Here is a 23,756-nt window from a genome sequence, read left to right on the forward strand (position 1 = left end):
TGGAGAAAGAGATGACTTATTGGAGGTCGGTTTCCTTTGTATTAGTGGGAGCATCCTGTTATGGTGTGTTATCAACGATTGTGAAGACGGCCTATAGCCATGGCTTTACTACTGCAGGAGTAACGGGAAGTCAGATGCTGTTTGGTGTCCTGCTGTTACTCCTCTTAACGATAGCAACAGGTAATTTCAGAAGAATCCCGCTGAGCAAATGGGGTTTATTAACTTTAGCAGGTATGTTTGTGGGTTTAACAGGTATCTTATATTATGGATCACTTCAAACCATTCCTGCTTCCTTGGCTATCGTGCTTTTGTTCCAGTTTACTTGGATCGGAGTCTTGATGGAGGCATGGATGGAACGGAAATGGCCTCAGTGGCCCAGGTTGATTTCCTTGATCCTTCTGTTCTTTGGAACCTTATTAGCGGGAAACGTTTGGCATATGGATTTTCAAGAGATCCCGGTGCAGGGTCTCGTGTTCGGCCTGTTAGCCGCCTTCTGTTATGCTGGTTTTATCTTTACAAGTGGAAGGCTAGCTGTAGATGTAAACCCTTGGTTAAGAAGCTTCTTTCTCAGTTTGGGTTCTCTTATTATTGTATTTATTGTGTTTCCCCCAACCTTTATAATTAACGGATCTTTAGGAGAGGGGCTATGGTTGTGGGGGTTGCTGCTAGCTGTATTAGGAATTGTCCTTCCGAATCTCCTGTTTACCTATGGAGTTCCTCAGGTTGGATCCGGAATGGCGACGATTCTAAGTTCAGTTGAGCTTCCAATGGCCGTTTTTATGTCCCATCTCATTCTTAAAGAGCAGGTAAGTCTGATCCAATGGTTAGGTGTCTTGACGATTGTTTTTGGGATTGTCGTTGCCGAAACACCGATGAAGAAGCGGGCTTGGCGTGTGCAAGAAGATTGAAATTACAGGAAATGAATGGGATACTATAGAGGAAGAAGTTTATGATAAAGGAGATTACTCTTATGAGTTGGCAGATGGACCTTTTTAAAGCATTAACCGAAGCCCCTGGACCGTCGGGATTCGAAGGGCCTGTGCGTCAGATCATGAAACAGTATCTAACCCCCTATTCGGAGGAGATTGTCCAGGACAACCTGGGAAGCATCTTTGGAAAGAAGATCGGAAATCCTGAAGGCCCAACCATTATGGTGGCTGGTCATATGGATGAAGTAGGGTTTATGGTCACTAGGATTGCGGACAATGGGTTTATACAATTTCAGACTTTAGGTGGTTGGTGGAGCCAAGTCTTATTGGCTCAACGCGTGGAGATCATAACAGACAACGGTTCTGTAACGGGAGTTATTAGTTCGATCCCTCCCCATGTCCTAAGTGATGAAGCAAGAAATAAGCCTATGCAGATTAAAAATATGTTTATTGATGTTGGCGCAGATGATAAAGCAGATGCTGAACGAATCGGGATTAAGCCTGGGCAACCTATTGTACCGGTATGTCCTTTTACGATTATGGCAAATGACCAGAAGCTCATGGCGAAAGCCTGGGATAACCGTTATGGTTGTGCCTTAAGCATTGAACTCTTGAAGGAAATCGGGTCAGAGGTTCATCCGAATATTCTTTATTCAGGCGCCACGGTTCAAGAGGAAGTAGGATTACGTGGTGCAGCAACGGCTGCCCAGATGATTGAGCCAGATTTATTTTTTGCCTTGGACGCAAGTCCGGCAGGAGACATTCCTGGAGTACAGGATGGCATGGGTAAACTCGGTGGTGGATTGCTGATGAGAATACTGGACAGAACGATGGTGACTCATCCTGGATTGCGGGATTACGTGATTGATGTATGTGATGCTGAAGATATTAAATATCAGTTCTTCGTTTCTCAGGGAGGAACAGATGCAGGGAGAGTTCATACGTCAGGGAAGGGTGTACCGTCTATTGTCATCGGCATTCCAGCCCGCTATATTCACAGCCATGCGGCCATTATCCACAGGGAGGACTACGAAGCGGCGAAGAAGCTTTTAATCTCTCTGGTAAAGAAGATGGATCGTGCTACATTAGAGGAAATTAAGAAGCGTTAAAAGAGGGATAATTTATGCATCATCTTTACTTAAGAAGACAAAAACAAGATGATCAAAGAGTCCAATATACTTACCAATTCGATGATCATGGTCTCTCGCCGGCGAATCAAATCCTAACACGCTTGTTTAGGCAGATGATTCTAGCCGTGGAGGAGAGTTTAACTACGATAGAGGTGGAGTATGTTGATGTGTTTCTAGCTAAACAACTCGGATCAGAGCGCGCTAAGCAGCTATTAAGCTTATTAGGGGCGAAGAAAGAAAACATTGTTGAAAATAAAAAAGGGGAAGTCGTCCTCAGTCGGATTTTCCAGGCTCCGTTGACGGAGGAAGCCCTCCATTATTTTAAACGAATTCAAGATCTCGAAGAGCTCTCGGCATACGCGCTATGTTCTGTGGAAGAGAAGAAAGTAGAGGTTTACTTTGCTAAATTTATGAGGGTGAATGTGAATCCTATGGAAGAAGAGCGCTTCTTTCAATTGTTAGATGAGGATAGAATTCGGTATAAGGTTGTCTGATTTATACTAAAATCTTCCTTATTACATCCATTTTTCTTAAAAAATATGCAAAATAGGATTGTATTGTGTCATATTTTGTTATATGCTAGATCATGAACCATTCGGTGAGAACCAAATGGTTGAGAGTTATGTAATTGACCCAGGTGAGATTATTCATCTGGGTCATTTTTTTTACTTTACTTCAAACTGTTGAATTCCTTTTATCGGTTCATTCCGATTACTACCGTCAGCAAACAGAAGATGGACAGGGCCTTCTTGACGGATCGGCTTCCCATCACGGGCAAAGCATAATATACTATCCATGGCTGTTTGAAGGTCTAATTCGACATGTTCTCCAGATTCTAAATGGCAGATTACGGCACTAGCTCCTTCTATGGGTTGCGCATTTTGCAGAAAAGGTTTAAAAGGAACGGCCCAATCTCCTGATATATCTTTCTTCTGCACAAACAGCTGCTTTTCTTTTTCAGGGTTAGGCAATGCTGCCCCTTCACTTAGTTCCTTGTCCCACTGCTGTCCGATACTTCTCTGATAAGCGGTATCCTCGTCTTCTTTCACATCGAGCACGAAAAATTCATCAAGCCGTTTCTTTCGATCATCAAAAATCCAAACACTTGGATCTAGGGTTATACCATGTTGTACTTTACCTTTAATAAGTATGATGTCTGACATAGGTTCTCTTATCCTCCATAACTAGTCTATCCCCTATCTTATCATAATACGCTTGGTGTATAGTAGGATTTGGTAGCGCGTTTCGTCGTATTTTTTATCTTCCCAATCATGCAGATTGTGATACACTAATAGTTAAAGATTAATTTTGGACAGGAGGGAAGGAGATTGCCTACAGTCACAGCTATAGAGATTCAGCAGAAGGCTATCCAGATGTTACAGGCTGATGCGGAGAAAATTTTGAAGCTCATTGAGGTGCAGATGAAGAACTTTACCATGCCTCAATGTCCTCTATATGAAGAAGTATTGGATACACAGATGTTCGGATTATCACGAGAGATCGATTTTGCCGTGAGACTGAAGCTGATTCAAGAAGATACAGGCAAACGAATTCTCCAGGAGCTAGAGAGAAAGCTAAACGAACTTAACGAGTTGTACCGGGAAAACAAGAATACGAGCGAATAATCCCTTTTATCTAAGAGGGATATTTTTTTTGTAGCATAAAAAAAAAGGGGATTGCTCCCCTGAGTGCTGAAGGTATATAAAGTAGCAGAAAAAAGTGGTAGGTGTTTGTTTATTCTCTTTATCCTATGTAGGAATAGTAAAAGAAGTGAAAAATGGAAAGAATAAACAAAAAGGAACACAGAGGAGGCAACACCATGAGTCATCCTTACCTTTGCCCGAATTGTAAGACGAATCGTTCGCGCTTTAATATTATTCAGCAAGTTTCGAAGTCCATTAAAATGGACGCACAAACGGGAAATGTTATGGAAGTTTATCAAGAAGATATTCCACCTTTTCATCTTCCTTATGGTGGACCTGCGTATCGGGTGCAATGTGCCGCTTGCAGTATTATTGAAGATGAAGAACAGTTTATCAAGGCTGCAAAAAACTATACAACGATGAGATAAAATTAACAGAATTATTAAAGGATTTTCTTTTTGTCATATAGAAATACATAGATACAAAAGAATTATTACTGGATCATGTTCCGGGAGCCCAGGTTTCGGAATAAGATAGAGAGAACCAAAGAAGGAGGGATTTTCTTGGCTGAGAGGATTGAGAAGGGCATTGTGAAAATTGCGGATGATGTGGTAGCAGTTATTGCCGCCATTGCGGCAGCTGAGACCGACGGAGTAGCAAGCATGTCTGGGGGAATTGTAGAAGGATTTGCTCGCAGAGTAAGCGGTAAGAATGTGCATAAGGGAGTTCATGTTGAAGTAGGCGAGGTGGAAGCAGCGATTGACCTACGCGTCATTTTACATTATGGAGTAAAGATTGATGAAGTATGTAAACAGCTTCAATTCCAGGTTAAAGATGCAGTTGAAACGATGACAGGGCTAAAGGTGATTGAAGTAAACGTGAAAGTGGAAGGTGTTGAGTTTAAGGACGCCAAACCCCCTGCAGTCGAGGAAGTATATAAAATAAGATAGGTTTCCACAAAAAAACTCTTACACCCAAAAGTTAAAGCTGGGAATAAGAGTTTTTTTCATTTACACATCTGCGAGCTTTCTATTTCAGCTTATCCTTAACAGAGTTCAGCTTCTTCTTAGCTGCCTCAGAAATCGAAGAAGGAACAACGGCTTGATAATCGATTCCATGAGGGAATAGATGTTTTCCAATATACGGTTCTTCTAGCTTCAAGATTGTATCGTGATCTAGCGAGTCCCCTTTCACTACATGAGCTTGTACACGTAGATAGAAAGTGGCTTTAGTTGCTCTATCCTCAAGTTTATAATCATATGTAGCGTGTTCATAATCCCATGCCCAACGAACAAATCCGGCATCAAGAAGGATATGATCCAATTCACCTAAGCTTGTTTCTAACCCATTAAAACCCACATTAATTAGCACGGTGGAAAGCCCTCCTTAGTCTTTATATAGTAATAAACGCTTTTACCATGATATTATGTTTTCCTGAAACGCGCAATCCAAAAGTAGGATCTAATTGGTGACGAATTCGTGTATGATCCTTGGAAGTTTTGGGAAACTTACAACTGATCAAGATTTAAAGGAGGGTTTTTGAATGGCTAATTCACTTCGTGAGATTATGACAACAGATGTCGAAACAGTTACTTTACTAGATAATGTGTATGAAGTGGCTTGTAAAATGAGAGATCATAACGTGGGCGTTATCCCTGTTGTTGATGAAAATCAACACTGTATTGGAGTCATAACTGACCGCGATATCGTTGTTCGAGGATTGGCTGAGAAGAGAGAAGGATCTGCTAAGGTAGAGCAGGTGATGAGTACAGAACTAATCACATGTTCTCCTGATACGAGCATTGATGAGGCAGCTAAAAAGATGGCAAAAGAACAAATCCGTCGTGTGCCTGTTGTAGAGAATGGACGCCTTGTTGGAATTGTAGCTATGGCTGACCTTGCTACTCATAGCAGATATGTTAATGAAGCGGGCTATGCTCTTAGTGAGATCTCTGAGCCAACTGGACAGCATTCTCAAGGTGTACAATAATACGAACGTTTTTTCGAAAAAGTCCCATGAAGTGGGGCTTTTTTGTTTTTGACTTGATTTTAAATGATGGTGCAAGTACACTTTTGTTATCTATATTCGTCCGGTTGCCTGAAAAAGGAGTTAAGCCATCTTGAGTCGAAAACCAAAGAAAAAGAAAGAACGAAAAAAAAATCAGATTTTTACTCGCTGGGCATTAGTTATATCCATTTGGACATTTTTTACAGCTATAGGTATTAGTATGATTAGCCAGTTATTGTTAAGGGAATCTTCCTTATTGCTCGCCCTTATTACCTTACTAAGTATTGTCGTTATCGGTACCGTATCTGATATTATTGCAGTTGCCATTACAGCGGCTGATATTAGCCCATTTAATGCGATGGCTTCTCGTAAGATTTATGGGGCCCGCAAGGGCATTCAAATGATTCAAAACGCGGAGAAATACGCGAACTTCTTTGCAGACGTTGTTGGAGATGTTCTTGGTTACATTGCCGGGTTTGCGGGGGCGACATTAGTTCTTCAGATTGTTCGACTAACGGATCAGTTGACTGTTTATGAATCGGTTGTATCTATTATTGTGGCAGGCTTATCTAGCTCGGCTATTGTAGGAAGCAAGGCCATCGGGAAGAATATTGCGATCCATAATAGTACGAAGATTGTTCTTGGTTTTGGGAAGATATTAACATTTTTATCTGAACTTAAGCCTAGCTACAGTAGAGTAAGAAAGTAATAGAATATTTCTCAAGAGTGGTGTACATGGAAAAGAAATATGATGTAATTGTCATTGGAGCAGGTGCAGCGGGTGTATCGGCTGCCATATGGTGCAAGCGTTTGGATCTTACTATTTTATTAATTGAGAAGCAAGCCAAAGTAGGGGGACAGTTGCATCGGGTAGGGAATCCTATCATTGATTATCCAGGCATTATGGCTAGTCATGGTATACAGCTGGCTGAGACACTGCAAGAGCATATCCAAGCCCTTCATATTCCCGTTCTACAAGCGGAGGTATTACAGATTCATGAGGGTCGAAGAGAGGTTATAACTGAAAAAGGATCCTTCCATTGTGAATATCTCATTGTTGCTACAGGAGTGAAAGATAGACTTCTTCGCATCCCAGGTGAAAAAGAAATGCTGGATCGAGGGGAACAGTATTCCACAACGAAAGAGAAACATCGTTTTGAGGGGCAGAAAGTCCTTGTGGTAGGTGGAGGGGATCGAGCTATAGAAGGGGTTCTTAATGTGGCTGATATAGCAGAACATACTTGGCTTGTACATCGTGGGTCCCATTTTAGAGCACAACAAAGATTTGTAGAGGCTGTACATAAGCATCCTAACATTACGATCTTCATGCAGTCAGAGCTTACGGAAATTGTAGATCAACACACATTAAAGGCAGTTCGGTTGCGGGTGCAAGGAAGAGAACAACTGGTCCATGTGGACCGAGTGCTGGTGCGGATAGGGATGGAACCGGAAAATCAACTGCTTCAAGGAATGGTTCTTCATAAATCGGATGGATCCATAACAGTAGATGAATTCTATCGAACGTCAGTGCCTTGGATTTTTGCAGTGGGGGATCTTGTTACGGCTCCAGAGCTGCGGAGTGTTTCTTGGGCCGCTGGACAGGGGATGGTGGCAAGTAAGTCTATTTTATTGGATCGTATGAGAGAGAAGGGGTAGTTTAAGGTTTACCTTAGAACTACTCCTTTGCTATTCTTAGTCGATCTTCAAAAGCTTTAAGAGCATTATACCCTTGTTGTTGGAGCCTCCAATTTTTGGCGGCAACTTCAATTAATCCAGCAATATCACGACCTGGGCGAACAGGGATCTCGATGTGTCGGATGGTGACATCCAAATAAGTGACAACGTTTTGTTCCACGCCTAGTGCATCGTAGTGATGTTTTTCTTTCCAAGGAGACAATAGAATGTCTAAATTAACTTGTGTCTCCTGTTGGAATGAACCGGACCCATACAACCTTGGAATGTCTACCAATCCGATGCCTCGTAAAGACAAGAAGTCCCGGTTACTTTGGTTATGAGTACCGAGAAGTGTGACAGGATCAATCTGTTTCAATATCACCAAGTCATCTGATACTAGGCGATGTCCTCTCTCAACGAGAGCAAGTGCTGCCTCACTTTTACCGATTCCACTCTCCCCACGGAGGAGGATCCCCACTCCAAATACATTTAAACATACTCCATGGATCCCAATTTCCTTTGCTAAAGCTTTTTCTAGAAAATTATTTAATTTGGAGAGAAACTTGGTGGTCTTCTCTGGTGTTCGCAAGAGAGGAACCTGCTCCTTGGTGCAATGCTTCTCAAAATAGGTCAAGTCCTCTTGGCCTCTCGTAATGATAAAACAAGGAGGGTGCTTGGCGACGACTGCGCCAATTCTACTGTCCCGTTCTACGTGGGATAAAGAGTGGAGGTAGGTAATCTCTTGTCTTCCCAGAATTTGAATTCTCTCCATAGGGAAATGTTCGAGAAAACCAGTGAACTCAATTCCAGGGCGATGAATGTCATCATGAATGACGTCTCGAGATAATCCTTCATGACCAGCTAGAACCTCTAGATGCATGGTTTCAACGATTTCTTTTATCGATATCTTTTTCACCTCTACACCCCCTTGTAAACCGTATAAGGGTAGGTTTCCTCGAAGATTTACGTTTGATAAATAGAAAGAAGGCCCAGTTATCCGGGCCTTCAATAAGAGAGGTTAATTAAAGTAAAAACATGGCTACCACCGTTGTAACCGCAAGACCGATTACGACAGGTACAAGATTTCTTCTGGCTAAGTCAAAAGGACTTACGTTACAGATGGCAGCCGCGGGGATAAGCGCCCAAGGAATCAGTGTCCCTCCTCCAACCCAGATAGCAGCGATTTGCCCTAGGGCTGTAAGGGTAGCAATACCCGTTCCTATGGCCGCGCTAAAAAGCTGGGCAATGGAACCTGTGAGAGCGATACCCGAGAATCCTGAACCATCTAAGCCCGTAATGGCACCAACAGCCGTTAACGTGATAGCACTAACGGGAGCATTGAGTGGGACAACAGAAGCAAGGGCAACCCCCAAGTCATTGACAATCCCATGAGAGCTGGCGGGAAGCACATCTCCAATGATTTTCGTGATCCCGGAATCTCCGAGATAAAAGAAGGCAGCAATAGGAATGACGGGGCCGAAGACTTTAAAACCAAATTGAAATCCTTCAATAAAATAATCCGTTATTTTTTCCATTCGTTTCTCTTTATAGTGGAGGAGAGTGGCCATAATCAAGATGATAATGGCCGTCCCACCTACTAACGCCGTGGCATCTCCTCCTTGCAAGTCTAACATGACCATGGCTGCGACATCTAAAGCAAAGAAAAGGGGGATGACGAGGGCCATAAGCTTGATCCAACGGCTAGGGGTCGTGGTGCGTCGCTTACTTTGTAAACTTCGTAACTGGTCTTTGTCTACGGTAAGCAGTCCCTTCTTCATATCTCTACGAAGAAACCAAAAAGCCGTCACGGTGGTAACTACACCCATAACTAACACAAGGGGAACGCTTGCACTCACAACATCACCTACAGGAATACCTGCAGCCCCTGCAGTTAGAGTAGGAGCGCCTTGGATAACAAAATCTCCTGACAAAGCGATACCGTGCCCAAAGAGATTCATAGCCATGGCGACGCCAAGTGCTGGTAAGCCGACTCGAAGGGCAACCGGGAGTAGGACAGCACCGATGAGAGCTACGGCCGGGGATGGCCAGAAAAACCAAGAAATAAGCATCATAACAATACCAATGACCCAATAGGCCAATCCCGGTGATTTAATCAGTCCTGCCACTGGACTAATCATGATCTCATTAATGCCTGAGTCCGTCAGAATCTTACTCATGGCTACGATTATACTGATTACGAGGATGGTACCTAGCAGCTCCGTAATGGCAAAGACAAAGCTGTTAAACACAGTACCCACAGATTGACTAATGGTACCTGTAGCAAGAAAACCGATAGTTAGAATTCCAACTATACAAGTTAACGTGGTATCTCGCCGCATAATCATGACTCCAATGATTAGCAAGACAAACAGGAGGTATACCCAGTGTAAAGGCAATAATTCGACACCCATAAAAAAGCCTCCTAAGATAGAAATGATACATACCTATTGAAAGGTTGTTATCAGCCTATGCTTAGGAGGAAAAAGAGTTCTTATTTTTTACTTTTTACTTTGACCGGTAAGTCCGTTTTTGTCATTTTCACAACGGTCACAGGGTAGGTAATGACGGAAGCCGCCATTCCCTGTGGCTTTTTCTCCTCATAAGTAATGACGAGTTTTCCATCACTATGTTGGACGTTGTCAATGATAACAGAGTAACCTGCTGATGGGCGCTGTCCCAAAGCAATGACAACATAGGTATGCCCATTTTTATGAATGACCTTAGATCCACCCTTCTGTTTCATTGATTTTGCGACATCATCCACAAACGCGGGGTACGGAGCTTTGAGTAACTCGAAGTTCACAGTAGCGTCCTTCCTTTCTTGTGTACCAGGTCCTGCAGCTTGGACGGTGCAGCCTGTAACAATGGCTAATGATAAGAGTAGACAAAAAATGACCTGCCAATTTATGTCTATGCCGAAACGCTTCATGAGAAACACATCCTTCCAATGATTCATTAAGTTTAGTATGAATTTTTTTCTTATAGGGTATCCGTGTTATAGTAGGAACAGTGAGGTGTTGAGGGTCATGTTATGGACAGAAACGGTTGGAATGCTTTCAGACCGAGTGAAAAAGCAAATTATACAAGAACATGGAGAATCAGGAGAAGATTTAAGCTTCGTCCTAGAGCCTGAATATATAGACCGGTGTTGGAAGGGACTTGCGGCGGACGAGCAAGATGTTATTCGATATTTTATAAGTGAAAAGGGGGAGGACTTTTTAACTTATCGCGAGATGGAGCAAGGGGATCCTCGTATCTCCACTGCAAGATTTCGCGTCGCGCTCACCCGTCTTCGACGATTAGGATTCATATTTACATTAAGACGATTGTGGGGAGAATTGGCCTATGTGATGCCACGCGAACTGTTAACCTTATTCCGGAGACAGATGGTTTCTGAAAACCTATCTTGGAAAAGGGGACGAACGCTTCCCGCCCCGACATCATATCACATTCTACAGGACATATTGCAAGCGTTAAATAATGTCAGATATCATCCGTTGGAGCTCACCAAAAAAGGTACAGTAAGCAAGAAAAGTATACGGCAGTTGTTTACTGGATTACAGATGGACAAGGAAATGTTCCCCTCATCCCTAAACCTCCCTCCCTGTCTTCCACCGTATGACAAGCATGAAGCGATTTTATTAGATTTGTTGTCTAGGTGGGAGCTTCTCGAAGTGAGAGAGGATGGGCTCCATTTGGGAAATGTTGATCGTTGGATTCAGAGAACCCATCGTGAAAATCTGATTCAATTTTGTGATCTGCTTTATGCCTATTTGGACTTGTCTCCACGCATGCAGTTTTATTGGGATATTACCTTCGGGTTAGAACGGAACCAAGTGTTCTCGGTAAGAAGCATCCTAGCTTCAATGAAGGAAGATGCTCCAACCTACGAATCTGTAGTTTCTCAGTGGATAAAGCCTCTAAGTCAAATGGGGATTATTCATTCCGTACAAATAAAGGATGACTCGTTATGGATGTGGAGAGAAGAGAACGAATGGCCGAATTCGCCTATATACGTGCAACCGAATTTTGAGATACTTCTTCCTGCTTTTTCATCTTTAAAGATCAAATGGGAGCTTCTTTCTTTTTGTTCCCTAGAAAAAAAGGAAGAAATGTGGAGTCTTGTTCTTACTCGCCAGTCTGTTCAGCCCTACTTTAGTGCAGGGAATACGGCGAACGAGTTACTAGCTCTACTGGAGCAGTACTCTGCTATTCCTTTGACTGACGCTATGAAGGAAGTCGTTTCTCAATGGGAGAAGGACTTTCAGCAAGTGTCTATCTTTGACTGCCGAATCATGCAGGTTAGCCATGCTGATTTAGCCCTAGAAATGGAGAGAATTCCAGCCATTTCTAGATTTATTCGGGCTAGGCTTGGAGAACGGGCCTTCATGATTCATGCGGTTGAGTTCGATCAGTTAAAGGATGAACTTGAAAAACGAGGATATCCGATTGGCTCTGTACAAGACCTTCTTGTCCATCAGCAGGAGCAGGAGATGTTGTCCTTACAAGTGTTTAAAACAGGTTTTCCTATATCCGTTGATTATAAGGTGGAAAGTGTTTTTCCCGAGCTCGAAGATGCCATACCAGGGTTACGTCAACTTCCCAAGATGTGGTTATCGAATTATTCAAGCTATCATGAGTCGACTCTCAGAGAACTGATACAGAAAGCAGCTCAGCTAAAGATGGAACTTCGGATGCAATGGAAAGGAAAAGAATATCGCCTGCACCCGGTTCAAGTGGTGAATAAAAATGGATATTGGCATGTACAAGGATTAGGCAACAGTAAGGAAGAGCAGGATATTAGACTCCAAGATATAGGTAATATTCAGATCCTATGGCCCTGAAGAAAATTGGAAGCGGCTGAGAAAGAGGCAAAGTGTCATTTTTTAAGGTATAATAGAAGAGAGATGAGGTGACTAATGACCGATGATTGCTCAAGAGCTTAACATCGTTGAAGTGCTGGGGACAGCGCAGGATATAGCAGATATGATTATGGCCTCTGAGGAGATGAAAGAATATCTAGAAGCCAAGAAGGCTCTAGCTCAAGATCAGGAGGCTCAAAATAAAATGGCCGGGTTTCAGCGGTTGAAAGAGGACTACGAAGAAGTTCAGCGCTTTGGGAAGTATCATCCCGACTATGATCGGGTAAATCGACAAGTTCGGGAGATGCGTCGAGAGCTTAAGTCTATTGCTACCATTGAAGCCTTCAAGAAGGCAGAGAGTATCTTAGATGATCTACTCTATCACGTGTGCCGCACCATTGCTGATGGGGTCTCGGAAGCCATTAAAGTCCCAAGTGATAATCCGCTCTACAATCTCGGTGGAGGCGGATGCAGCACAGGAGGCTGTGGGACAGGTGGGGCCTGCGGTTGCGGTTAAACCTGTGGAGGATTTCGGAGCACGCAGTCTTCCCCGCATTGTTTACCACAACAGAAGCTTTTGGCTAATGGGTACAGAAAACGAAAGCGATAGACATGGTTGTGCTTAAAGGTTCTAACATAGATTAATTCATAATGAAGTGATGTATCCATTACAAGTCGATCGGCCGTCTGAGTGATCAGGCGGCTTATTTCTTGCCATGTTTGAATGGATTGTACATATAAGAAAGGAATACCCGCAAGAAATCGCTGATCCACGCTAAGGATCAAAGGATGACTGCGTAAATCTTCCATAAATCGCTTTATCACTGTAGAACCCTCCCTTCTTTGGGAACTATAAGACGAATCATTATGCATTAGGTATTGCGCAAAATGATAATTCTGTCATAGGATGTAGTTAAAACGCTTGCGCAGAGATTGGGGACATGATACCATTTTTCTAGCGTGATTTCCAAGAGAAAACATTTTATCCCTGAATATGGGTATAAGGGGGTAGCTATGAGAGAGAGGCGAGTAGGTCTTGCCGTTTGGGTCAAGAGTAATAAGGCGGCCCGAAACTTGCGACGATACGGGAACATACACTATGTATCCCGACGATTGAACTATGTAAGTATGTACGTCAAGGCGGATGAAGTAAACCAGCTGTTGGAAAAAATTCAGCGACTAGACTTTGTAGTGAGGGTTGAACGTTCGCACCGCCATGAAATCCCAACAGAATACAAGAATTCCAAGCCGGATAAGGCGAAGGAATATGACTATAAGTTGGAGGAAAAGCGGATCGGACTCGTTGAAGAGATCGACCCAGCTAGAGTATTACAAATAAAATAATCTTTACTTTATGAAAAAACTCCTTTCTCGAGGAGTTTTCTTCTACTATTAGGGTAATTGGTTCCGTACGTTATACATATTCCAATGCAAATATTATGAAAAGTATTCTTCATAAATAGGATTTTGAGAGGAGATCTTTTTCGTGAAGCCATCAAGAAGACTACAGGCGCTTTCATCTGCTATTTTTACGGAAATGAATAAGAGAAAGCGAAAGCTTGAACAACAAGGAATGAAAGTGATTGATCTTGGGATCGGCAGTCCAGATCAACCCCCGGCTGCCCACCTCATTGAAGCGTTAGTGAATGGGGTTCAGAATCCCGATAACTACCGGTATCCTACCTCAGAAGGGAGTTTAGAGTTTCGTCGTACAGTAACCGATTGGTATGCTTATCGGTTCGGGGTTCAATTAAATGCCGATGATGAAGTTCTCTCTTTGATGGGATCTCAAGATGGACTAGCGCACTTAGCGTTGGCATGGATCGATGAAGGAGATGTTGTTCTCGTTCCGGATCCTGGTTATCCGATTTATGCGGCGAGTGTAACACTGGCAGGAGGAGAAATCTATACGATGCCACTCACTGCACAGAACGGTTATTTGCCCGACTTAGAAGCTATTCCTACAGAAATTAGGCAACGGGCAAAGATGATGGTCTTAAATTATCCTAACAATCCTCTAGCAGCTACAGCGGATGTTGACTTTTTCCGTCAAGTTGTGGAGTTCGCTAAAGAGTATGAGATCATCGTTGCTCATGATATGGCCTATTCTGAACTCGCCTTCGATCTGTATAAACCGGTGAGCTTCTTAGAAGTGGAAGGCGCTAAGGAAATAGGAATTGAATTTAACTCCCTCTCTAAGAGCTTTAACTTAGCGGGATGCCGTATTGCTTATGTTGTAGGAAATGCAGAGATCATCCGGCCGCTCGCCGTGGTGAAGAGTAATATTGACTATGGTGTATTCCTTGCCGTTCAACAGGTAGCGATAGAAGCCATGAGATCTGATATCAATGGTCATTTTGGCAACTCCATTGCGAAGACGTACGAGAGCCGCCGAGATGTGCTTGTGGATGGACTTAGCGAAATCGGATGGAACGTAGACAAGCCTAGGGCAACGATGTTCGTCTGGGCTAAGATTCCCGAAGGTTGGTCATCAGAAGACTTTGCTTTTACTTTGCTAGAACGTGCGGGGATCGTGGTGATACCAGGCAACGCCTTTGGCGTGGAGGGAGAAGGCTACGTCCGAATCGCATTAGTTGAAGAAGAGAATGTCCTGCGGGAAGTGGTTCAGCGGATCAAGGAATCGGGCATTGTAGGGTAAGCTGGGAGAGTTAAGGAGTTAGGCTGGGGCGCTAGGCAGGGCTTAGTCCAACTCTCGTACTAACAATAACAAATTGATGGACTTTTGATATGTGTGTAGCACCCCTATGTCTGGGGTGTTTTTTGTTGGAAGGCGGGTATTTGTTTTTTTTGACTTTTCAAGCTGAAACATCTACTATTCCTAAGGGGCAGGATTTCATCACTCCCTAAACGAATAATACGGGTGAAACGAAATAAAAGGAGTGATGCCAGTGAATGATGTTTCTTCTTATCTCTCTTATTTGTTAGAGGAAGCCGTGAAGAGAAGGGCGAGTGATATTCATTTAGAGCCCATGCCAGAAGGAATTCAGGTTCGATTGAGAATTGATGGCATAATGACTTTTCTTGAACAGAAAGAAGAGGCGTTAGGGCCACCGCTCATCTCAAGGTTAAAGTTAATGTCACATCTAGATATCGGGGAAAGAAGGATTCCGCAAGATGGAGGATTCTCCTGTCGCTTATACGATTCCGATATGGATATACGAGTTTCCACTCTTCCTACCATCTACGGAGAGAAAATGGTGCTTCGTCTTCTCACTCGAAAGCTCCCATTCGACGACTTGCCCTCCTTGGGGCTTGATGATTCACAGTGTCGAACCATTCGAAAAATTATTTGTTCTTCTCAAGGACTACTCCTCGCCACAGGTCCTACAGGTTCAGGTAAGACAACCACTTTATATACCATCCTTAAAGAAATCCACAATCAAGAACGTAATATTATTGCACTAGAAGATCCCGTCGAGTATCAAGTTCCAGGTATCAACCAAGTTCAGGTAAATGTTAAAGCAGGACTAACCTTTTCCTCTGGATTGCGCGCTAGCTTGCGACAAGATCCTGATGTTATCTTTGTCGGAGAAATCCGGGACAAGGAAACGGCTGAAATAGCAGTTAGAGCAGCTCTCACCGGCCATCTCGTCCTATCCACACTCCATACGAACGATGCCGCCAGTGCAATCACGCGTCTTCTCGACATGGGGATTGAACCTTATTTGCTCGCATCTGCTATGCGAGGTATTATTGCGCAACGTCTTATTAGACAGGTATGTTCTTGCTCTATGACTGAAGTTGGCTCGTGTTCCCTTTGCCATGGAACACGGTACTTTGGCAGGCAAGCCATTTATGAGGTGCTGCCAATTCAGGATGAGCTGTATCCTCTTATGATGAAGCGGGTTTCAGCCGCAGAGATTCGTGATTTTCTTCGTGTGCGAGGCTTTTGTAACCTGAATATGAAACTACGAGAAATGGTGAGGCAAGGGCTAACTACCATAAATGAATACCAAAGGGTCCTACTCGCAGATGTGGAATAACTATTGGTCGGATCGTCACATCGCGTTGTTAAGTCATAAGCTTCATCAGCTGCTTGATGCTGGTCTACCTTTAATCGATGCGCTTAAAATAGTTCAGTATCATTGGCCAAAGAAAAGGAAAAAGGATCTTGATCTCTTATTTGAAAGCTTACAAGCCGGCCATCCTCTTTCTTATAGTTTGCAGCGGATTCGATATCCTCCCTTTTTTATTTTTCTAGTTCAGGCAGCAGAACAACATGGTCAATTGGTGCCCGCACTTACGATGGCTGGAGAGTTCTATAGAAAAAGACACCATCGTCGTAAAAAACAAATCAAAGCCTTGTTTTATCCTTCCCTCATCCTTCTATCGTCTACAGGAACATTATTGATCTTGATTAATGGTTTATTTCCTCAGTTTATCTCCTTATATCAAAGTTTTGACGCCCCGCTGCCTCCTTTGACTCAAATTTTAATCGAATGGAGTAATCTTGGCAGAATGTACTTCTTCTGGATTCTACTGACCATGTTCTTATTAATTGGGGTAGCGTGGCATTGGCTAAGGTTGAGATGGAGAGAGTGGATTTTAAGGTTGCCGGGAATTTCAAAGTACTATCGTCTTCAGCAAACCTATTTAGTTTGTAGTCAGGTTGGGCTACTTCTTGAATCAGGAGTCTCTATTCTTCAAGTGTGTTCGCTCTTTGCCGAGAAGGGTCCAAATGGGATGGTACAGAAATCCTTTACAGTCGTTAGGGAGAGATTGTTAGAGGGGGCTCGGATCAGTGAAGCTTTTTGGCCATGTCCCTACTTTCTTCCGGTTCTCCACGAAATGCTATTTATCGCAGAACAGTCAGGAACCCTTGGGCTATCGCTTCTTCGTTTAGGAGAACAGCTCGAACAAGAATTAGATGATCTGACGGAACAACTGGCTTCTATCGGTGAATCGCTCGTGACTATTGGTGCAGGAGGGATCGTGTTTATTCTCATGCTTTTGTTATTTGTACCTTTATTTCATCTGATTAATCAATTATAGAGGAGAGTTGCCTGTGTTAAAGCTAATGAAAGATCAAAAAGGATTCACGTTCTTGGAAATGAGTATAGTCGTAGCCATCATCGCGATTATCATGCTGATTGCAATGCCGAACTATAAAAGTACAGCAGAAAAAGCGCAAGCAAAGAGTTGTGAGGCAAATCGAAAGCTGATAGAGGCTCAGGTTGTTTCTTATATGATTGATAAAGGAGATGCGCCGGAAATTGTTAAGGATTTGTATACGGAAGGTTATCTAAGGGATGAACCAGCTTGCCCAATTGGTGGGGCCTATACGTTTAATGTTGAGCCCGCAACTGAAACAACCCTAAGCAAAATCGAGGTCTCTTGTTCAAAACACCAATGAGAAACCCCTCTGCCTACACCCTCCTTGAACTTACCCTTGTCCTCTCCTTGCTTAGCCTGTTCTTTATTGCAGCAATGCCGGTTACTCTTCAAATTCTTAATCAACAAAAAACAAAAGCGTTTGTTCAATTGCTTGCGAGTGACATGTACTTAGCTTCCAACGCTGCGAGAACGAGGCAAGTAGAGACAGTCATTGATATCTTCCCGAGTTATTCGTTTTATATTTTAAAAATTGATGGTAAGCAAGTTAGGAAAGTGGAGATACCAAAGGGAAATAAAATAAAGACTAATTATCCTAACCAACGAGTCACATTTTATGGGGATGGTCAGGTCTCTCGAGCAGGAACAATTGAAATTGTAGATACAAGGGGGAAGGTTTATCAATTGGTCGTTCAAATGTCGAGTGGAAGGTTTTGGATAAGGTATGTATGAGAAGGGTTCCTCCTATTTAAGTGTAGTTTTTTCCATTTTGCTTTTCTCTATGACCTTATTACCCATGTTATCTGTGTTTTATGAGCTATCTTCAGATATGTCAGAGTCTTCCACGAGAAGTCGCGCCTATTGGCGATTGTATGAAGTAACAGAACAATGGAAAAAAGGGTTTGGTGCCAGTCCTGTTGAAGGCGAAACAGAGTTTCAGGTAGAGGTAATTGAGCGGTACATATCCCCAAGAGTAATGGAAGGAGAGATCAGGGTGTCTTGGAACAGCAGAAAAGGCGTCAAAGAATGGAAAGGGTTTGCCTACAGAATGGTTTCACCCTAATTGAGCTGACGTTGGGTATAACGTTGAGTATTATTTTAATATCGATGAGTCTTCAGATTTCCTTACATATCCAGGAACGGTTGGAGAAGGGGAAATCGGCTCAACTCATGCAGATGGAAGCTTCTTCCTTTTTTCATTATCTAGAAAGGGAGATGAGCTGTACAGATAAGGTGTACATTTCGAAAAAACGGATGTTTTTTTATTGTGATCAAGTCCGTTATGATTATAAACTTAATGGAAACTACATCGTTCGAGAAGTGGACAGCAAGGGCTGGATCGAGGTGTGTCTTTATGTGAAGGAATTTGACATTTCACCTACCCCAGGAGGGATAAAAATCAAACTAATCATGCAAAGGGGTACGACGAAATGGCAAGCCCAGACTATATTGGCTTACTCCCTGTAAGGGAAAGAAAAAGGGTGGTATAATGGTCAAAAATGAAAAGGGGACAGTACTGTTCTTTGTCCTGTTTCTCTCGACTTTGATCATGATCCAGTTAACTGGCAGTATGACTTTTCTCGTGAACACACGCACCGTGATGGTTAATGATATGAAAAAACTCCAAGCCAGATCTTGTGCAGAAGCGGGAGTTTGGTTAGCTATAGAGAAGTGGGAAAACGAAGCAGATGGTCAACTTGGTTTCATAGCAAGTCTAAGTGAGGGGATAACTTCTGTTTCTCTAAGGGTAAGGGACGATCAATATTTAGAGATTCGTTCTGAAGGAAGGGTGCCTCCTTATTATCGAGATCGATTGTTAGTTTATTACGATATAGAAAACCAAAAAATAACGAAGTGGAACAGGGAGAGAGGAAATTTCTAATGGCGAGAAACTTGATATTAGTTGGATTAATGGGAACCGGCAAAACGACAGTAGGACGAGCCTTAGGAGCCAAACTAGGATGGGAGCAAATGGATTCAGATCAGTGGGTTGAGGAGAAGACAGGGAGTCCTATACCAACGATTTTTAAGGATAAAGGTGAGAGCTACTTCAGAGATCTCGAAGCTGAAGCGCTTCAAGAGATCTGTGAACGGGAGAATCAAATTGTCACAACCGGGGGAGGTGCCCCAATTCGAGAACAGAATAGGCGGTTGATGAAGGAAAAAGGAATGGTGGTTGCCCTAACAGCTGATTATGAAACGATTCTTAAACGAGTACGTGGTGATGAGAATCGACCGTTGTTACAAGGGAACCTGGAGGAAAGAGTCGCTCATCTGATGGAACAGCGGAAAGGATTATATGATTTTGCTGATTTGATAGTGGATACAACGGGGAAAGATGTCGAAAAAATCGTTGAAGAGATTCTCGATGGGGTAAGGCACCAATAGGGTTGGCAAAGAGGAATTTAGGCAAGAATAAGGTTATAATCCTTTATTTAAAGGAGGCCAGCCCTTATGAAATCGAATGATATGGTAAAATACCTGACCCAAGAATTTGTAAAGTATATCGATACACCGAAAACGGAACGAAAGAAAAGGCCTAAGGAGCAATGGTCCTCACGATGGTTTGGCATGATTCCTATGGCGATACGGATGTTTATCCGACGTATGAGATAAACTAGGGTAGGGAGGTGAGTGGAATGCCCACTATCGCTATCGAACAGTCTCTGCGTGAAGTGGAAAAGTATTTGCGCAGTAACGGAATGAACGTCGTTGGAATTGGGACCAACGCGGCAAGTGATGCGGACGCTTTTGTCATTTCAGGGATGGACCAAAACGTAATGGGATTCGCTGAAGCTGCAACAGGCTCTCCAGTAATTAATGCAGAGGGAAAGACGCCTGAACAGATTCTACGTCAGATAAATCACGCGATCCCTCATCATTAGGCTAGACGGTTTTTAAATAGAGCAGAAGGGTTCTCTACGCTTCTAGGAGAGCCCTTCTTCTGTTTCTTACTCATAAAAATGTCCCATTTGAAGAGCGTATTGGAAAGGAATATACCGACTTCCATAATCATCTAGTTCTATGAACAGCTGATCTTCCCAGTGATGGTATCCAACTACTTTGAATGGAGCGGTAACTGTATTTTGAAATAAGCGAGCGATATAAGCTACTTCCCCTTGGGACATTTTGTCGATAAACTCAACATCCTGCTTGATGACTTCCCCAGGTTTTATCCAGCCTTCTTCGTAAGGAATAGACTCGTGATTAACGGCCGTATGCAGAAGAGCCCCTTTACGAACGGCAGAGGAGATGTCTGTCTTCGGTATGCCAGCTTCTAATGGGTACCTCTCTCCTGATTTGGCATCATAGATCCTCTCCTCATCCAACCAAACGGATTCAAGCCCCGAATAGTGCATGCTTATCTTTTGCTGGTTCGACTGAAGCTCGTCCAACGTTTCTTGATCAAATAGAGTATATTCCCCAAGACCGTACTCCAGTAAGGCGAAGCCATTGGGATCTTCCTCCACCACCATATATCCTATATGCTTGTTGTCAGCTGAAAAGGTGACCAACCACTGTTTGGAGTTTGGACCTAAGCCCTGATGGTTCAGTGAAGCTTCCAATAAAGGGGAAAAACGAGGATCTTGGAGAGCAAGCTCTTGAGCCCATTGCGTAACTTGGTATTGAAAAGCCTCTCTCCATGTCTCGGCTTGTCCGGTCCAAGGAATGGCGAGTAATGCCCATAATAGACTGATTCCGAGCCATCGTTTCATCTCTAATTCCCCCTAACTACTTAAGATATGTTCATCATACAGGAAGAGAATTACAAAATTTGCCACTCCTTGTCGGGGGGATTGGCGAAAATAAACAAATTTTCCGCCCCTTTCCGACACAAAACTACCCATCAATAGGCGTTCTAAGGTAAAAGAGTCCTGCGTTCACAACGGACACCTCGATCCGAGGGGTAAACTGCCATTCTAGTTCTTTTAACCGCGTGTCCTTTTCCGCTTCCAGTCTTAACTTTTTTTCTGCTTGTTTTTCTTGTTCCTCTTCCGTGATCTTTTGACGTGTAGCTTCTTCCGAATAGAAGGATTCAATAAGCAATTTCTCCTCATCTAGACGTTCATTCGCCTGCTGGGCCCAGAGGGTGTCTTCTTGATCTAAGTATGCTTGAATATATTGCTCTAGACGTGATATGGCAGAATCTACCCCGAAAATGGGTTGCATAGTAAATGAGTAATCCGGGAGTTTGGGTGTTAATTCTAATTGTTTGGCAGTTTGGTAGAAGGAATGGACAATTGCCCCGGAAATGAGATTAATCCCAAGAGGCAATAATATGTCCTTCTTCTGATCACATATAAATTCCACTTTATAATTTACTCCAAGCCATGGAACGAGCGGTACGGATGAAATAGAGCTTAAGAGGGAGTTAGTCCTTGAGGATTCGTATAAGCGGACAAACTTTCCATGTTTCTTTGATGAGTCAAAGATCTGGTGAAGACGCCTTGATCCAAAGATAATCTCTTCTCCGCGTATTCCCTCAGGCACTTGCTCTCGGTCAAAGATGAAGGTTAAGTGCAGAGGAGTGGGTTCCATGCCAATTTTCTCGACATAAGTCCAATAGAATGGCCGGTTCCCTAGATCTTTATCTACCTCAATAGGGAGTTGGACGGAGAAGTAGGCAGGGGACTCCTCCGTAAAAGGACTTTGAAAGGCTTTGAAATATTCTTCAATATATTGTCGGATTTCCTGTTGGTTCATCACGGCATTAATCCCTCGCTTACAGGAGAAGGTTCCTTGTTCATTTTCATGACTTCCCCGATGTTGTTAATCTTGATTTCCATCTCACGGAAAGAGTCGGATTCAAGGAAGATATTGACCAGATTATTTTCAATGGACTGATTCAATTTCAATCTTTCCACGATCGTATCCAACTCACCTATCACCATTTCGAAGAGATTAATTTTCTCATATAGCAAATGTAAAATATGTTCTTCTATCGTACCTTGGGTGGATAGGTTGTAGATAAACACGTCTCTCGTTTGCCCAAGACGGTGGACGCGTCCAATTCGCTGTTCAACACGCATGGGATTCCAAGGTAAATCAAAGTTGATAATTCGATTACAGAACTGTAGGTTGATCCCCTCACCACCTGCCTCGGTAGCAATTAGAACCTGAGCTCGATTCTGGAATAATTCGGTCATCCAATCCTTTTTATTTCGCTTAAAGCCTCCTCGAAACAGCACGGAGGTAATCCCGTTCTCGGCTAGGTAGTGATGCAAATACTCTTGTGTTTTACGGTACTCTGTAAAAATAATAACCTTATCTCCACACTCTTGAATCAACTCTAGTGTTTTTTCTGCTTTCGCATTTTTCTTTATGCTTCGAATTAACTCCGCTAATCTTAAAATCTCCTGCCTAGCTGGAGAGTCTTCAGTCAACTTATTGTGCATATTAACCAAGGTGTCAAAGGCTGCAAATCGACTGCTGCATACTTCTCGTTGAAGGGTAATAAGAGCCAAAGGATTCTTGAATACAGAGTTTTGGTACTGTTCCTTGACAAAACGAGTGACCCCGTCATAAAGCTCCCACTCTTCCGCTGATAGGGTTACCGGGATCGCTTCGACGATCCGTTTCGTAAAGAACAAGCCTCCATCACTTCGTTTGTTGCGAATCATGATATCTTTAAGTTCCTCTTGCAGTACCTCATGATTTCTAGCTTGTCTCTTACTCTCGACATAATTCTTCTGAAAATCTGTTGTCTGCCCTAAATACCCAGGTTTGAGTAGGGTGATGAGGTTATAGAGTTCATCTAAATCATTTTGAATAGGGGTTGCTGTTAAAAGTAAGCAGTACTTCTTTTTAATTTCTTTTATAAACTGGTAGTTTTTTGTGTTTTTATTTTTAAGCTTGTGAGCCTCATCAATGATCAGCATATCGTATTCTTGGGAAAGAACATGATCGCGATGGGGATCTCTTTTGGCTGTATCGATAGAGGCAATGACAACGTCGTATTGCTTCCACATATACTCTTTTTTCTGAGCTACTGCTGGTATTCCGAATTTTTGGTTTAATTCCCTTGCCCATTGAACGACCAAGGAAGCGGGAACAAGGATCAATATTTTTTTTGCGAGAGATCTGACCATGTATTCTTTAATAATTAGACCTGCCTCAATAGTTTTTCCAAGGCCGACTTCATCCGCCAAGATGGCCCTGCCGTGCATTTCTGTTATCACTTTTTTGGCCGTTTCTAACTGATGAGGAAATGGTTCAAGTTGAGGAAGGTGTTTAAGACATTGCAGTTCATCAAAGTTCGCGACAGAAGTCACTTCTTCAGCTTGGTAAGCTAATTGAAAAAGCTCCCACTTATGCCATGGGCCATCTTCCTTGAGCTTAGATTTTAGATCCGTAATCCATTCACGGTTGAAGTTGACGGGAATTTTAAACATAAGATACGTCCTTTCCTAAGTCAGAAAGTTGTAGCTGATTATTCC

Annotated in this window: 32 protein-coding genes; 23 read left to right on the forward strand and 9 right to left on the reverse strand. The window is 42.9% G+C overall.

Going from position 1 to position 23,756, the window contains the following annotated elements:
• Positions 1–11 precede the first annotated feature (11 nt).
• The 3 genes from EIZ39_RS05570 (at position 12) to EIZ39_RS05580 (ending at position 2,553) form a co-directional block, all read left to right on the forward strand.
• Positions 12–908, forward strand: a complete 897-nt coding sequence (locus EIZ39_RS05570) for an EamA family transporter (protein ID WP_129198320.1) — start codon at positions 12–14, stop codon at positions 906–908.
• 62 nt (positions 909–970) lie between these two features.
• The gene (locus tag EIZ39_RS05575) at positions 971–2,038 is read left to right on the forward strand and encodes a M42 family metallopeptidase (RefSeq protein ID WP_240675714.1); all 1,068 of its coding nucleotides are present in this window, start codon (positions 971–973) and stop codon (positions 2,036–2,038) included.
• 14 nt (positions 2,039–2,052) lie between these two features.
• Positions 2,053–2,553: a hypothetical protein gene (locus tag EIZ39_RS05580; protein WP_129198321.1), complete on the forward strand. Its 501-nt coding sequence runs from the start codon at positions 2,053–2,055 to the stop codon at positions 2,551–2,553.
• A gap of 171 nt (positions 2,554–2,724) precedes the next feature.
• Here EIZ39_RS05580 and EIZ39_RS05585 read toward each other — a convergent pair whose 3' ends face one another.
• Positions 2,725–3,222, reverse strand: a complete 498-nt coding sequence (locus EIZ39_RS05585; RefSeq protein ID WP_129198323.1) for a peptidyl-prolyl cis-trans isomerase — start codon at positions 3,220–3,222, stop codon at positions 2,725–2,727.
• 165 nt (positions 3,223–3,387) lie between these two features.
• On the opposite strand from EIZ39_RS05585, the gene EIZ39_RS05590 reads away from it, so the two are divergent.
• The 3 genes from EIZ39_RS05590 (at position 3,388) to EIZ39_RS05600 (ending at position 4,652) form a co-directional block, all read left to right on the forward strand.
• Positions 3,388–3,684, forward strand: a complete 297-nt coding sequence (locus EIZ39_RS05590) for an Fpa/YlaN family protein (RefSeq protein WP_129198325.1) — start codon at positions 3,388–3,390, stop codon at positions 3,682–3,684.
• A gap of 194 nt (positions 3,685–3,878) precedes the next feature.
• Positions 3,879–4,130: a DNA alkylation repair protein gene (locus EIZ39_RS05595; RefSeq protein ID WP_129198327.1), complete on the forward strand. Its 252-nt coding sequence runs from the start codon at positions 3,879–3,881 to the stop codon at positions 4,128–4,130.
• Between the two features lie 135 nt (positions 4,131–4,265).
• Positions 4,266–4,652 (forward strand): Asp23/Gls24 family envelope stress response protein, encoded by a 387-nt coding sequence (locus tag EIZ39_RS05600; protein WP_205668513.1) that lies wholly within the window; start codon positions 4,266–4,268, stop codon positions 4,650–4,652.
• Between the two features lie 79 nt (positions 4,653–4,731).
• Here the strand turns inward: EIZ39_RS05600 and EIZ39_RS05605 are convergent, their stop codons facing one another.
• The gene (locus EIZ39_RS05605; protein WP_129198332.1) at positions 4,732–5,073 is read right to left on the reverse strand and encodes a YugN family protein; all 342 of its coding nucleotides are present in this window, start codon (positions 5,071–5,073) and stop codon (positions 4,732–4,734) included.
• Positions 5,074–5,245: 172 nt separating this feature from the next.
• Between EIZ39_RS05605 and EIZ39_RS05610 the strand changes: the two genes are divergently transcribed.
• The 3 genes from EIZ39_RS05610 (at position 5,246) to EIZ39_RS05620 (ending at position 7,366) form a co-directional block, all read left to right on the forward strand.
• The gene (locus EIZ39_RS05610) at positions 5,246–5,692 is read left to right on the forward strand and encodes a CBS domain-containing protein (protein WP_129198334.1); all 447 of its coding nucleotides are present in this window, start codon (positions 5,246–5,248) and stop codon (positions 5,690–5,692) included.
• Between the two features lie 130 nt (positions 5,693–5,822).
• Entirely contained in the window at positions 5,823–6,419 is a 597-nt protein-coding gene (locus EIZ39_RS05615; protein ID WP_129198337.1) for a hypothetical protein, read from the forward strand.
• A gap of 26 nt (positions 6,420–6,445) precedes the next feature.
• Positions 6,446–7,366 carry an NAD(P)/FAD-dependent oxidoreductase gene (locus tag EIZ39_RS05620; protein WP_129198339.1) on the forward strand — a complete coding sequence of 307 codons (921 nt, stop codon included), beginning with the start codon at positions 6,446–6,448 and terminating at the stop codon, positions 7,364–7,366.
• Between the two features lie 19 nt (positions 7,367–7,385).
• Here the strand turns inward: EIZ39_RS05620 and hprK are convergent, their stop codons facing one another.
• The 3 genes from hprK to EIZ39_RS05635 all read right to left on the reverse strand — a co-directional run bounded on the left by hprK (position 7,386) and on the right by EIZ39_RS05635 (position 10,313).
• Positions 7,386–8,300 carry an HPr(Ser) kinase/phosphatase gene (gene hprK, locus EIZ39_RS05625; RefSeq protein WP_129198341.1) on the reverse strand — a complete coding sequence of 305 codons (915 nt, stop codon included), beginning with the start codon at positions 8,298–8,300 and terminating at the stop codon, positions 7,386–7,388.
• A 106-nt stretch (positions 8,301–8,406) separates the two neighbouring features.
• Positions 8,407–9,795 carry a hypothetical protein gene (locus EIZ39_RS05630; RefSeq protein ID WP_129198343.1) on the reverse strand — a complete coding sequence of 463 codons (1,389 nt, stop codon included), beginning with the start codon at positions 9,793–9,795 and terminating at the stop codon, positions 8,407–8,409.
• 80 nt (positions 9,796–9,875) lie between these two features.
• A complete protein-coding gene (locus tag EIZ39_RS05635; RefSeq protein ID WP_164984918.1) occupies positions 9,876–10,313 on the reverse strand; it encodes a protease complex subunit PrcB family protein in 438 nt (145 codons plus the stop codon).
• 97 nt (positions 10,314–10,410) lie between these two features.
• On the opposite strand from EIZ39_RS05635, the gene EIZ39_RS05640 reads away from it, so the two are divergent.
• Both EIZ39_RS05640 and EIZ39_RS05645 read left to right on the forward strand, forming a co-directional pair.
• Positions 10,411–12,228 (forward strand): helicase-associated domain-containing protein, encoded by a 1,818-nt coding sequence (locus EIZ39_RS05640; RefSeq protein WP_164984919.1) that lies wholly within the window; start codon positions 10,411–10,413, stop codon positions 12,226–12,228.
• 82 nt (positions 12,229–12,310) lie between these two features.
• Positions 12,311–12,763, forward strand: a complete 453-nt coding sequence (locus EIZ39_RS05645) for a YlbF/YmcA family competence regulator (protein WP_129198349.1) — start codon at positions 12,311–12,313, stop codon at positions 12,761–12,763.
• On the opposite strand, the gene EIZ39_RS05650 is transcribed toward EIZ39_RS05645, so the two are convergent.
• The gene (locus EIZ39_RS05650) at positions 12,760–13,071 is read right to left on the reverse strand and encodes a hypothetical protein (protein WP_129198351.1); all 312 of its coding nucleotides are present in this window, start codon (positions 13,069–13,071) and stop codon (positions 12,760–12,762) included. The two genes, EIZ39_RS05645 and EIZ39_RS05650, sit on opposite strands and share 4 nt — an antisense overlap.
• 189 nt (positions 13,072–13,260) lie before the next feature.
• On the opposite strand from EIZ39_RS05650, the gene EIZ39_RS05655 reads away from it, so the two are divergent.
• The 12 genes from EIZ39_RS05655 to EIZ39_RS05710 all read left to right on the forward strand — a co-directional run bounded on the left by EIZ39_RS05655 (position 13,261) and on the right by EIZ39_RS05710 (position 20,204).
• A complete protein-coding gene (locus EIZ39_RS05655; RefSeq protein WP_129198353.1) occupies positions 13,261–13,590 on the forward strand; it encodes a YlbG family protein in 330 nt (109 codons plus the stop codon).
• A 142-nt stretch (positions 13,591–13,732) separates the two neighbouring features.
• Positions 13,733–14,905: an LL-diaminopimelate aminotransferase gene (locus EIZ39_RS05660; RefSeq protein ID WP_129198355.1), complete on the forward strand. Its 1,173-nt coding sequence runs from the start codon at positions 13,733–13,735 to the stop codon at positions 14,903–14,905.
• A gap of 244 nt (positions 14,906–15,149) precedes the next feature.
• Positions 15,150–16,250 (forward strand): GspE/PulE family protein, encoded by a 1,101-nt coding sequence (locus tag EIZ39_RS05665; protein WP_129198357.1) that lies wholly within the window; start codon positions 15,150–15,152, stop codon positions 16,248–16,250.
• Positions 16,240–17,259, forward strand: coding sequence for a type II secretion system F family protein (locus tag EIZ39_RS05670; protein ID WP_164984921.1), 1,020 nt, complete (start codon positions 16,240–16,242; stop codon positions 17,257–17,259). The genes EIZ39_RS05665 and EIZ39_RS05670 overlap by 11 nt, the downstream gene beginning before the upstream one ends.
• Positions 17,260–17,272: 13 nt before the next feature.
• Entirely contained in the window at positions 17,273–17,620 is a 348-nt protein-coding gene (locus EIZ39_RS05675) for a competence type IV pilus major pilin ComGC (protein ID WP_129198361.1), read from the forward strand.
• A complete protein-coding gene (locus EIZ39_RS05680; RefSeq protein WP_164984922.1) occupies positions 17,602–18,051 on the forward strand; it encodes a GspH/FimT family pseudopilin in 450 nt (149 codons plus the stop codon). Before EIZ39_RS05675 ends, EIZ39_RS05680 begins: the two co-directional genes overlap by 19 nt.
• Before the next feature lie 97 nt (positions 18,052–18,148).
• Entirely contained in the window at positions 18,149–18,382 is a 234-nt protein-coding gene (locus EIZ39_RS05685) for a hypothetical protein (protein ID WP_129198365.1), read from the forward strand.
• A 23-nt stretch (positions 18,383–18,405) separates the two neighbouring features.
• Positions 18,406–18,786 (forward strand): hypothetical protein, encoded by a 381-nt coding sequence (locus tag EIZ39_RS05690; RefSeq protein ID WP_164984923.1) that lies wholly within the window; start codon positions 18,406–18,408, stop codon positions 18,784–18,786.
• A 22-nt stretch (positions 18,787–18,808) separates the two neighbouring features.
• Positions 18,809–19,201 carry a hypothetical protein gene (locus tag EIZ39_RS27860; protein ID WP_129198369.1) on the forward strand — a complete coding sequence of 131 codons (393 nt, stop codon included), beginning with the start codon at positions 18,809–18,811 and terminating at the stop codon, positions 19,199–19,201.
• Positions 19,201–19,707: a shikimate kinase gene (locus EIZ39_RS05700; protein WP_129198371.1), complete on the forward strand. Its 507-nt coding sequence runs from the start codon at positions 19,201–19,203 to the stop codon at positions 19,705–19,707. The genes EIZ39_RS27860 and EIZ39_RS05700 overlap by 1 nt, the downstream gene beginning before the upstream one ends.
• Positions 19,708–19,773: 66 nt before the next feature.
• Positions 19,774–19,935 carry a YqzE family protein gene (locus EIZ39_RS05705; protein ID WP_129198374.1) on the forward strand — a complete coding sequence of 54 codons (162 nt, stop codon included), beginning with the start codon at positions 19,774–19,776 and terminating at the stop codon, positions 19,933–19,935.
• A gap of 23 nt (positions 19,936–19,958) precedes the next feature.
• A complete protein-coding gene (locus tag EIZ39_RS05710) occupies positions 19,959–20,204 on the forward strand; it encodes a YkuS family protein (RefSeq protein WP_129198376.1) in 246 nt (81 codons plus the stop codon).
• Positions 20,205–20,270: 66 nt separating this feature from the next.
• On the opposite strand, the gene EIZ39_RS05715 is transcribed toward EIZ39_RS05710, so the two are convergent.
• From EIZ39_RS05715 to EIZ39_RS05725, 3 genes are all read right to left on the reverse strand, one after another.
• Positions 20,271–21,035 carry a hypothetical protein gene (locus EIZ39_RS05715; RefSeq protein WP_129198378.1) on the reverse strand — a complete coding sequence of 255 codons (765 nt, stop codon included), beginning with the start codon at positions 21,033–21,035 and terminating at the stop codon, positions 20,271–20,273.
• Between the two features lie 124 nt (positions 21,036–21,159).
• On the reverse strand, positions 21,160–22,023 hold the full coding sequence (locus tag EIZ39_RS05720) for a YqhG family protein (RefSeq protein WP_129198380.1): 864 nt from the start codon (positions 22,021–22,023) through the stop codon (positions 21,160–21,162).
• Positions 22,023–23,711: a DEAD/DEAH box helicase gene (locus EIZ39_RS05725; protein ID WP_129198383.1), complete on the reverse strand. Its 1,689-nt coding sequence runs from the start codon at positions 23,709–23,711 to the stop codon at positions 22,023–22,025. Before EIZ39_RS05725 ends, EIZ39_RS05720 begins: the two co-directional genes overlap by 1 nt.
• Positions 23,712–23,756: the final 45 nt, after the last annotated feature.

The sequence above is a fragment of the Ammoniphilus sp. CFH 90114 genome, from assembly GCF_004123195.1.
Taxonomy (GTDB): domain Bacteria; phylum Bacillota; class Bacilli; order Aneurinibacillales; family RAOX-1; genus YIM-78166.

Excerpts from the sequence above, each read along its gene's own strand:
- EIZ39_RS05580 (WP_129198321.1), top strand. The coding sequence starts at position 2,053 with ATGCATCATCTTTACTTAAGAAGACAAAAACAAGATGATCAAAGAGTC.
- EIZ39_RS05635 (WP_164984918.1), bottom strand. The coding sequence starts at position 10,313 with ATGAAGCGTTTCGGCATAGACATAAATTGGCAGGTCATTTTTTGTCTA.
- EIZ39_RS05720 (WP_129198380.1), bottom strand. The coding sequence starts at position 22,023 with ATGAACCAACAGGAAATCCGACAATATATTGAAGAATATTTCAAAGCC.
- EIZ39_RS27860 (WP_129198369.1), top strand. The coding sequence starts at position 18,809 with ATGGTCAAAAATGAAAAGGGGACAGTACTGTTCTTTGTCCTGTTTCTC.
- EIZ39_RS05655 (WP_129198353.1), top strand. The coding sequence starts at position 13,261 with ATGAGAGAGAGGCGAGTAGGTCTTGCCGTTTGGGTCAAGAGTAATAAG.
- EIZ39_RS05595 (WP_129198327.1), top strand. The coding sequence starts at position 3,879 with ATGAGTCATCCTTACCTTTGCCCGAATTGTAAGACGAATCGTTCGCGC.
- EIZ39_RS05685 (WP_129198365.1), top strand. The coding sequence starts at position 18,149 with ATGTCAGAGTCTTCCACGAGAAGTCGCGCCTATTGGCGATTGTATGAA.
- EIZ39_RS05570 (WP_129198320.1), top strand. The coding sequence starts at position 12 with ATGACTTATTGGAGGTCGGTTTCCTTTGTATTAGTGGGAGCATCCTGT.
- EIZ39_RS05670 (WP_164984921.1), top strand. The coding sequence starts at position 16,240 with ATGTGGAATAACTATTGGTCGGATCGTCACATCGCGTTGTTAAGTCAT.
- EIZ39_RS05700 (WP_129198371.1), top strand. The coding sequence starts at position 19,201 with ATGGCGAGAAACTTGATATTAGTTGGATTAATGGGAACCGGCAAAACG.
- EIZ39_RS05620 (WP_129198339.1), top strand. The coding sequence starts at position 6,446 with ATGGAAAAGAAATATGATGTAATTGTCATTGGAGCAGGTGCAGCGGGT.
- EIZ39_RS05640 (WP_164984919.1), top strand. The coding sequence starts at position 10,411 with ATGTTATGGACAGAAACGGTTGGAATGCTTTCAGACCGAGTGAAAAAG.
- EIZ39_RS05705 (WP_129198374.1), top strand. The coding sequence starts at position 19,774 with ATGAAATCGAATGATATGGTAAAATACCTGACCCAAGAATTTGTAAAG.
- EIZ39_RS05630 (WP_129198343.1), bottom strand. The coding sequence starts at position 9,795 with ATGGGTGTCGAATTATTGCCTTTACACTGGGTATACCTCCTGTTTGTC.
- EIZ39_RS05645 (WP_129198349.1), top strand. The coding sequence starts at position 12,311 with ATGATTGCTCAAGAGCTTAACATCGTTGAAGTGCTGGGGACAGCGCAG.
- EIZ39_RS05725 (WP_129198383.1), bottom strand. The coding sequence starts at position 23,711 with ATGTTTAAAATTCCCGTCAACTTCAACCGTGAATGGATTACGGATCTA.
- EIZ39_RS05710 (WP_129198376.1), top strand. The coding sequence starts at position 19,959 with ATGCCCACTATCGCTATCGAACAGTCTCTGCGTGAAGTGGAAAAGTAT.
- EIZ39_RS05715 (WP_129198378.1), bottom strand. The coding sequence starts at position 21,035 with ATGAAACGATGGCTCGGAATCAGTCTATTATGGGCATTACTCGCCATT.
- EIZ39_RS05610 (WP_129198334.1), top strand. The coding sequence starts at position 5,246 with ATGGCTAATTCACTTCGTGAGATTATGACAACAGATGTCGAAACAGTT.
- EIZ39_RS05585 (WP_129198323.1), bottom strand. The coding sequence starts at position 3,222 with ATGTCAGACATCATACTTATTAAAGGTAAAGTACAACATGGTATAACC.
- EIZ39_RS05665 (WP_129198357.1), top strand. The coding sequence starts at position 15,150 with ATGCCAGTGAATGATGTTTCTTCTTATCTCTCTTATTTGTTAGAGGAA.
- EIZ39_RS05575 (WP_240675714.1), top strand. The coding sequence starts at position 971 with ATGAGTTGGCAGATGGACCTTTTTAAAGCATTAACCGAAGCCCCTGGA.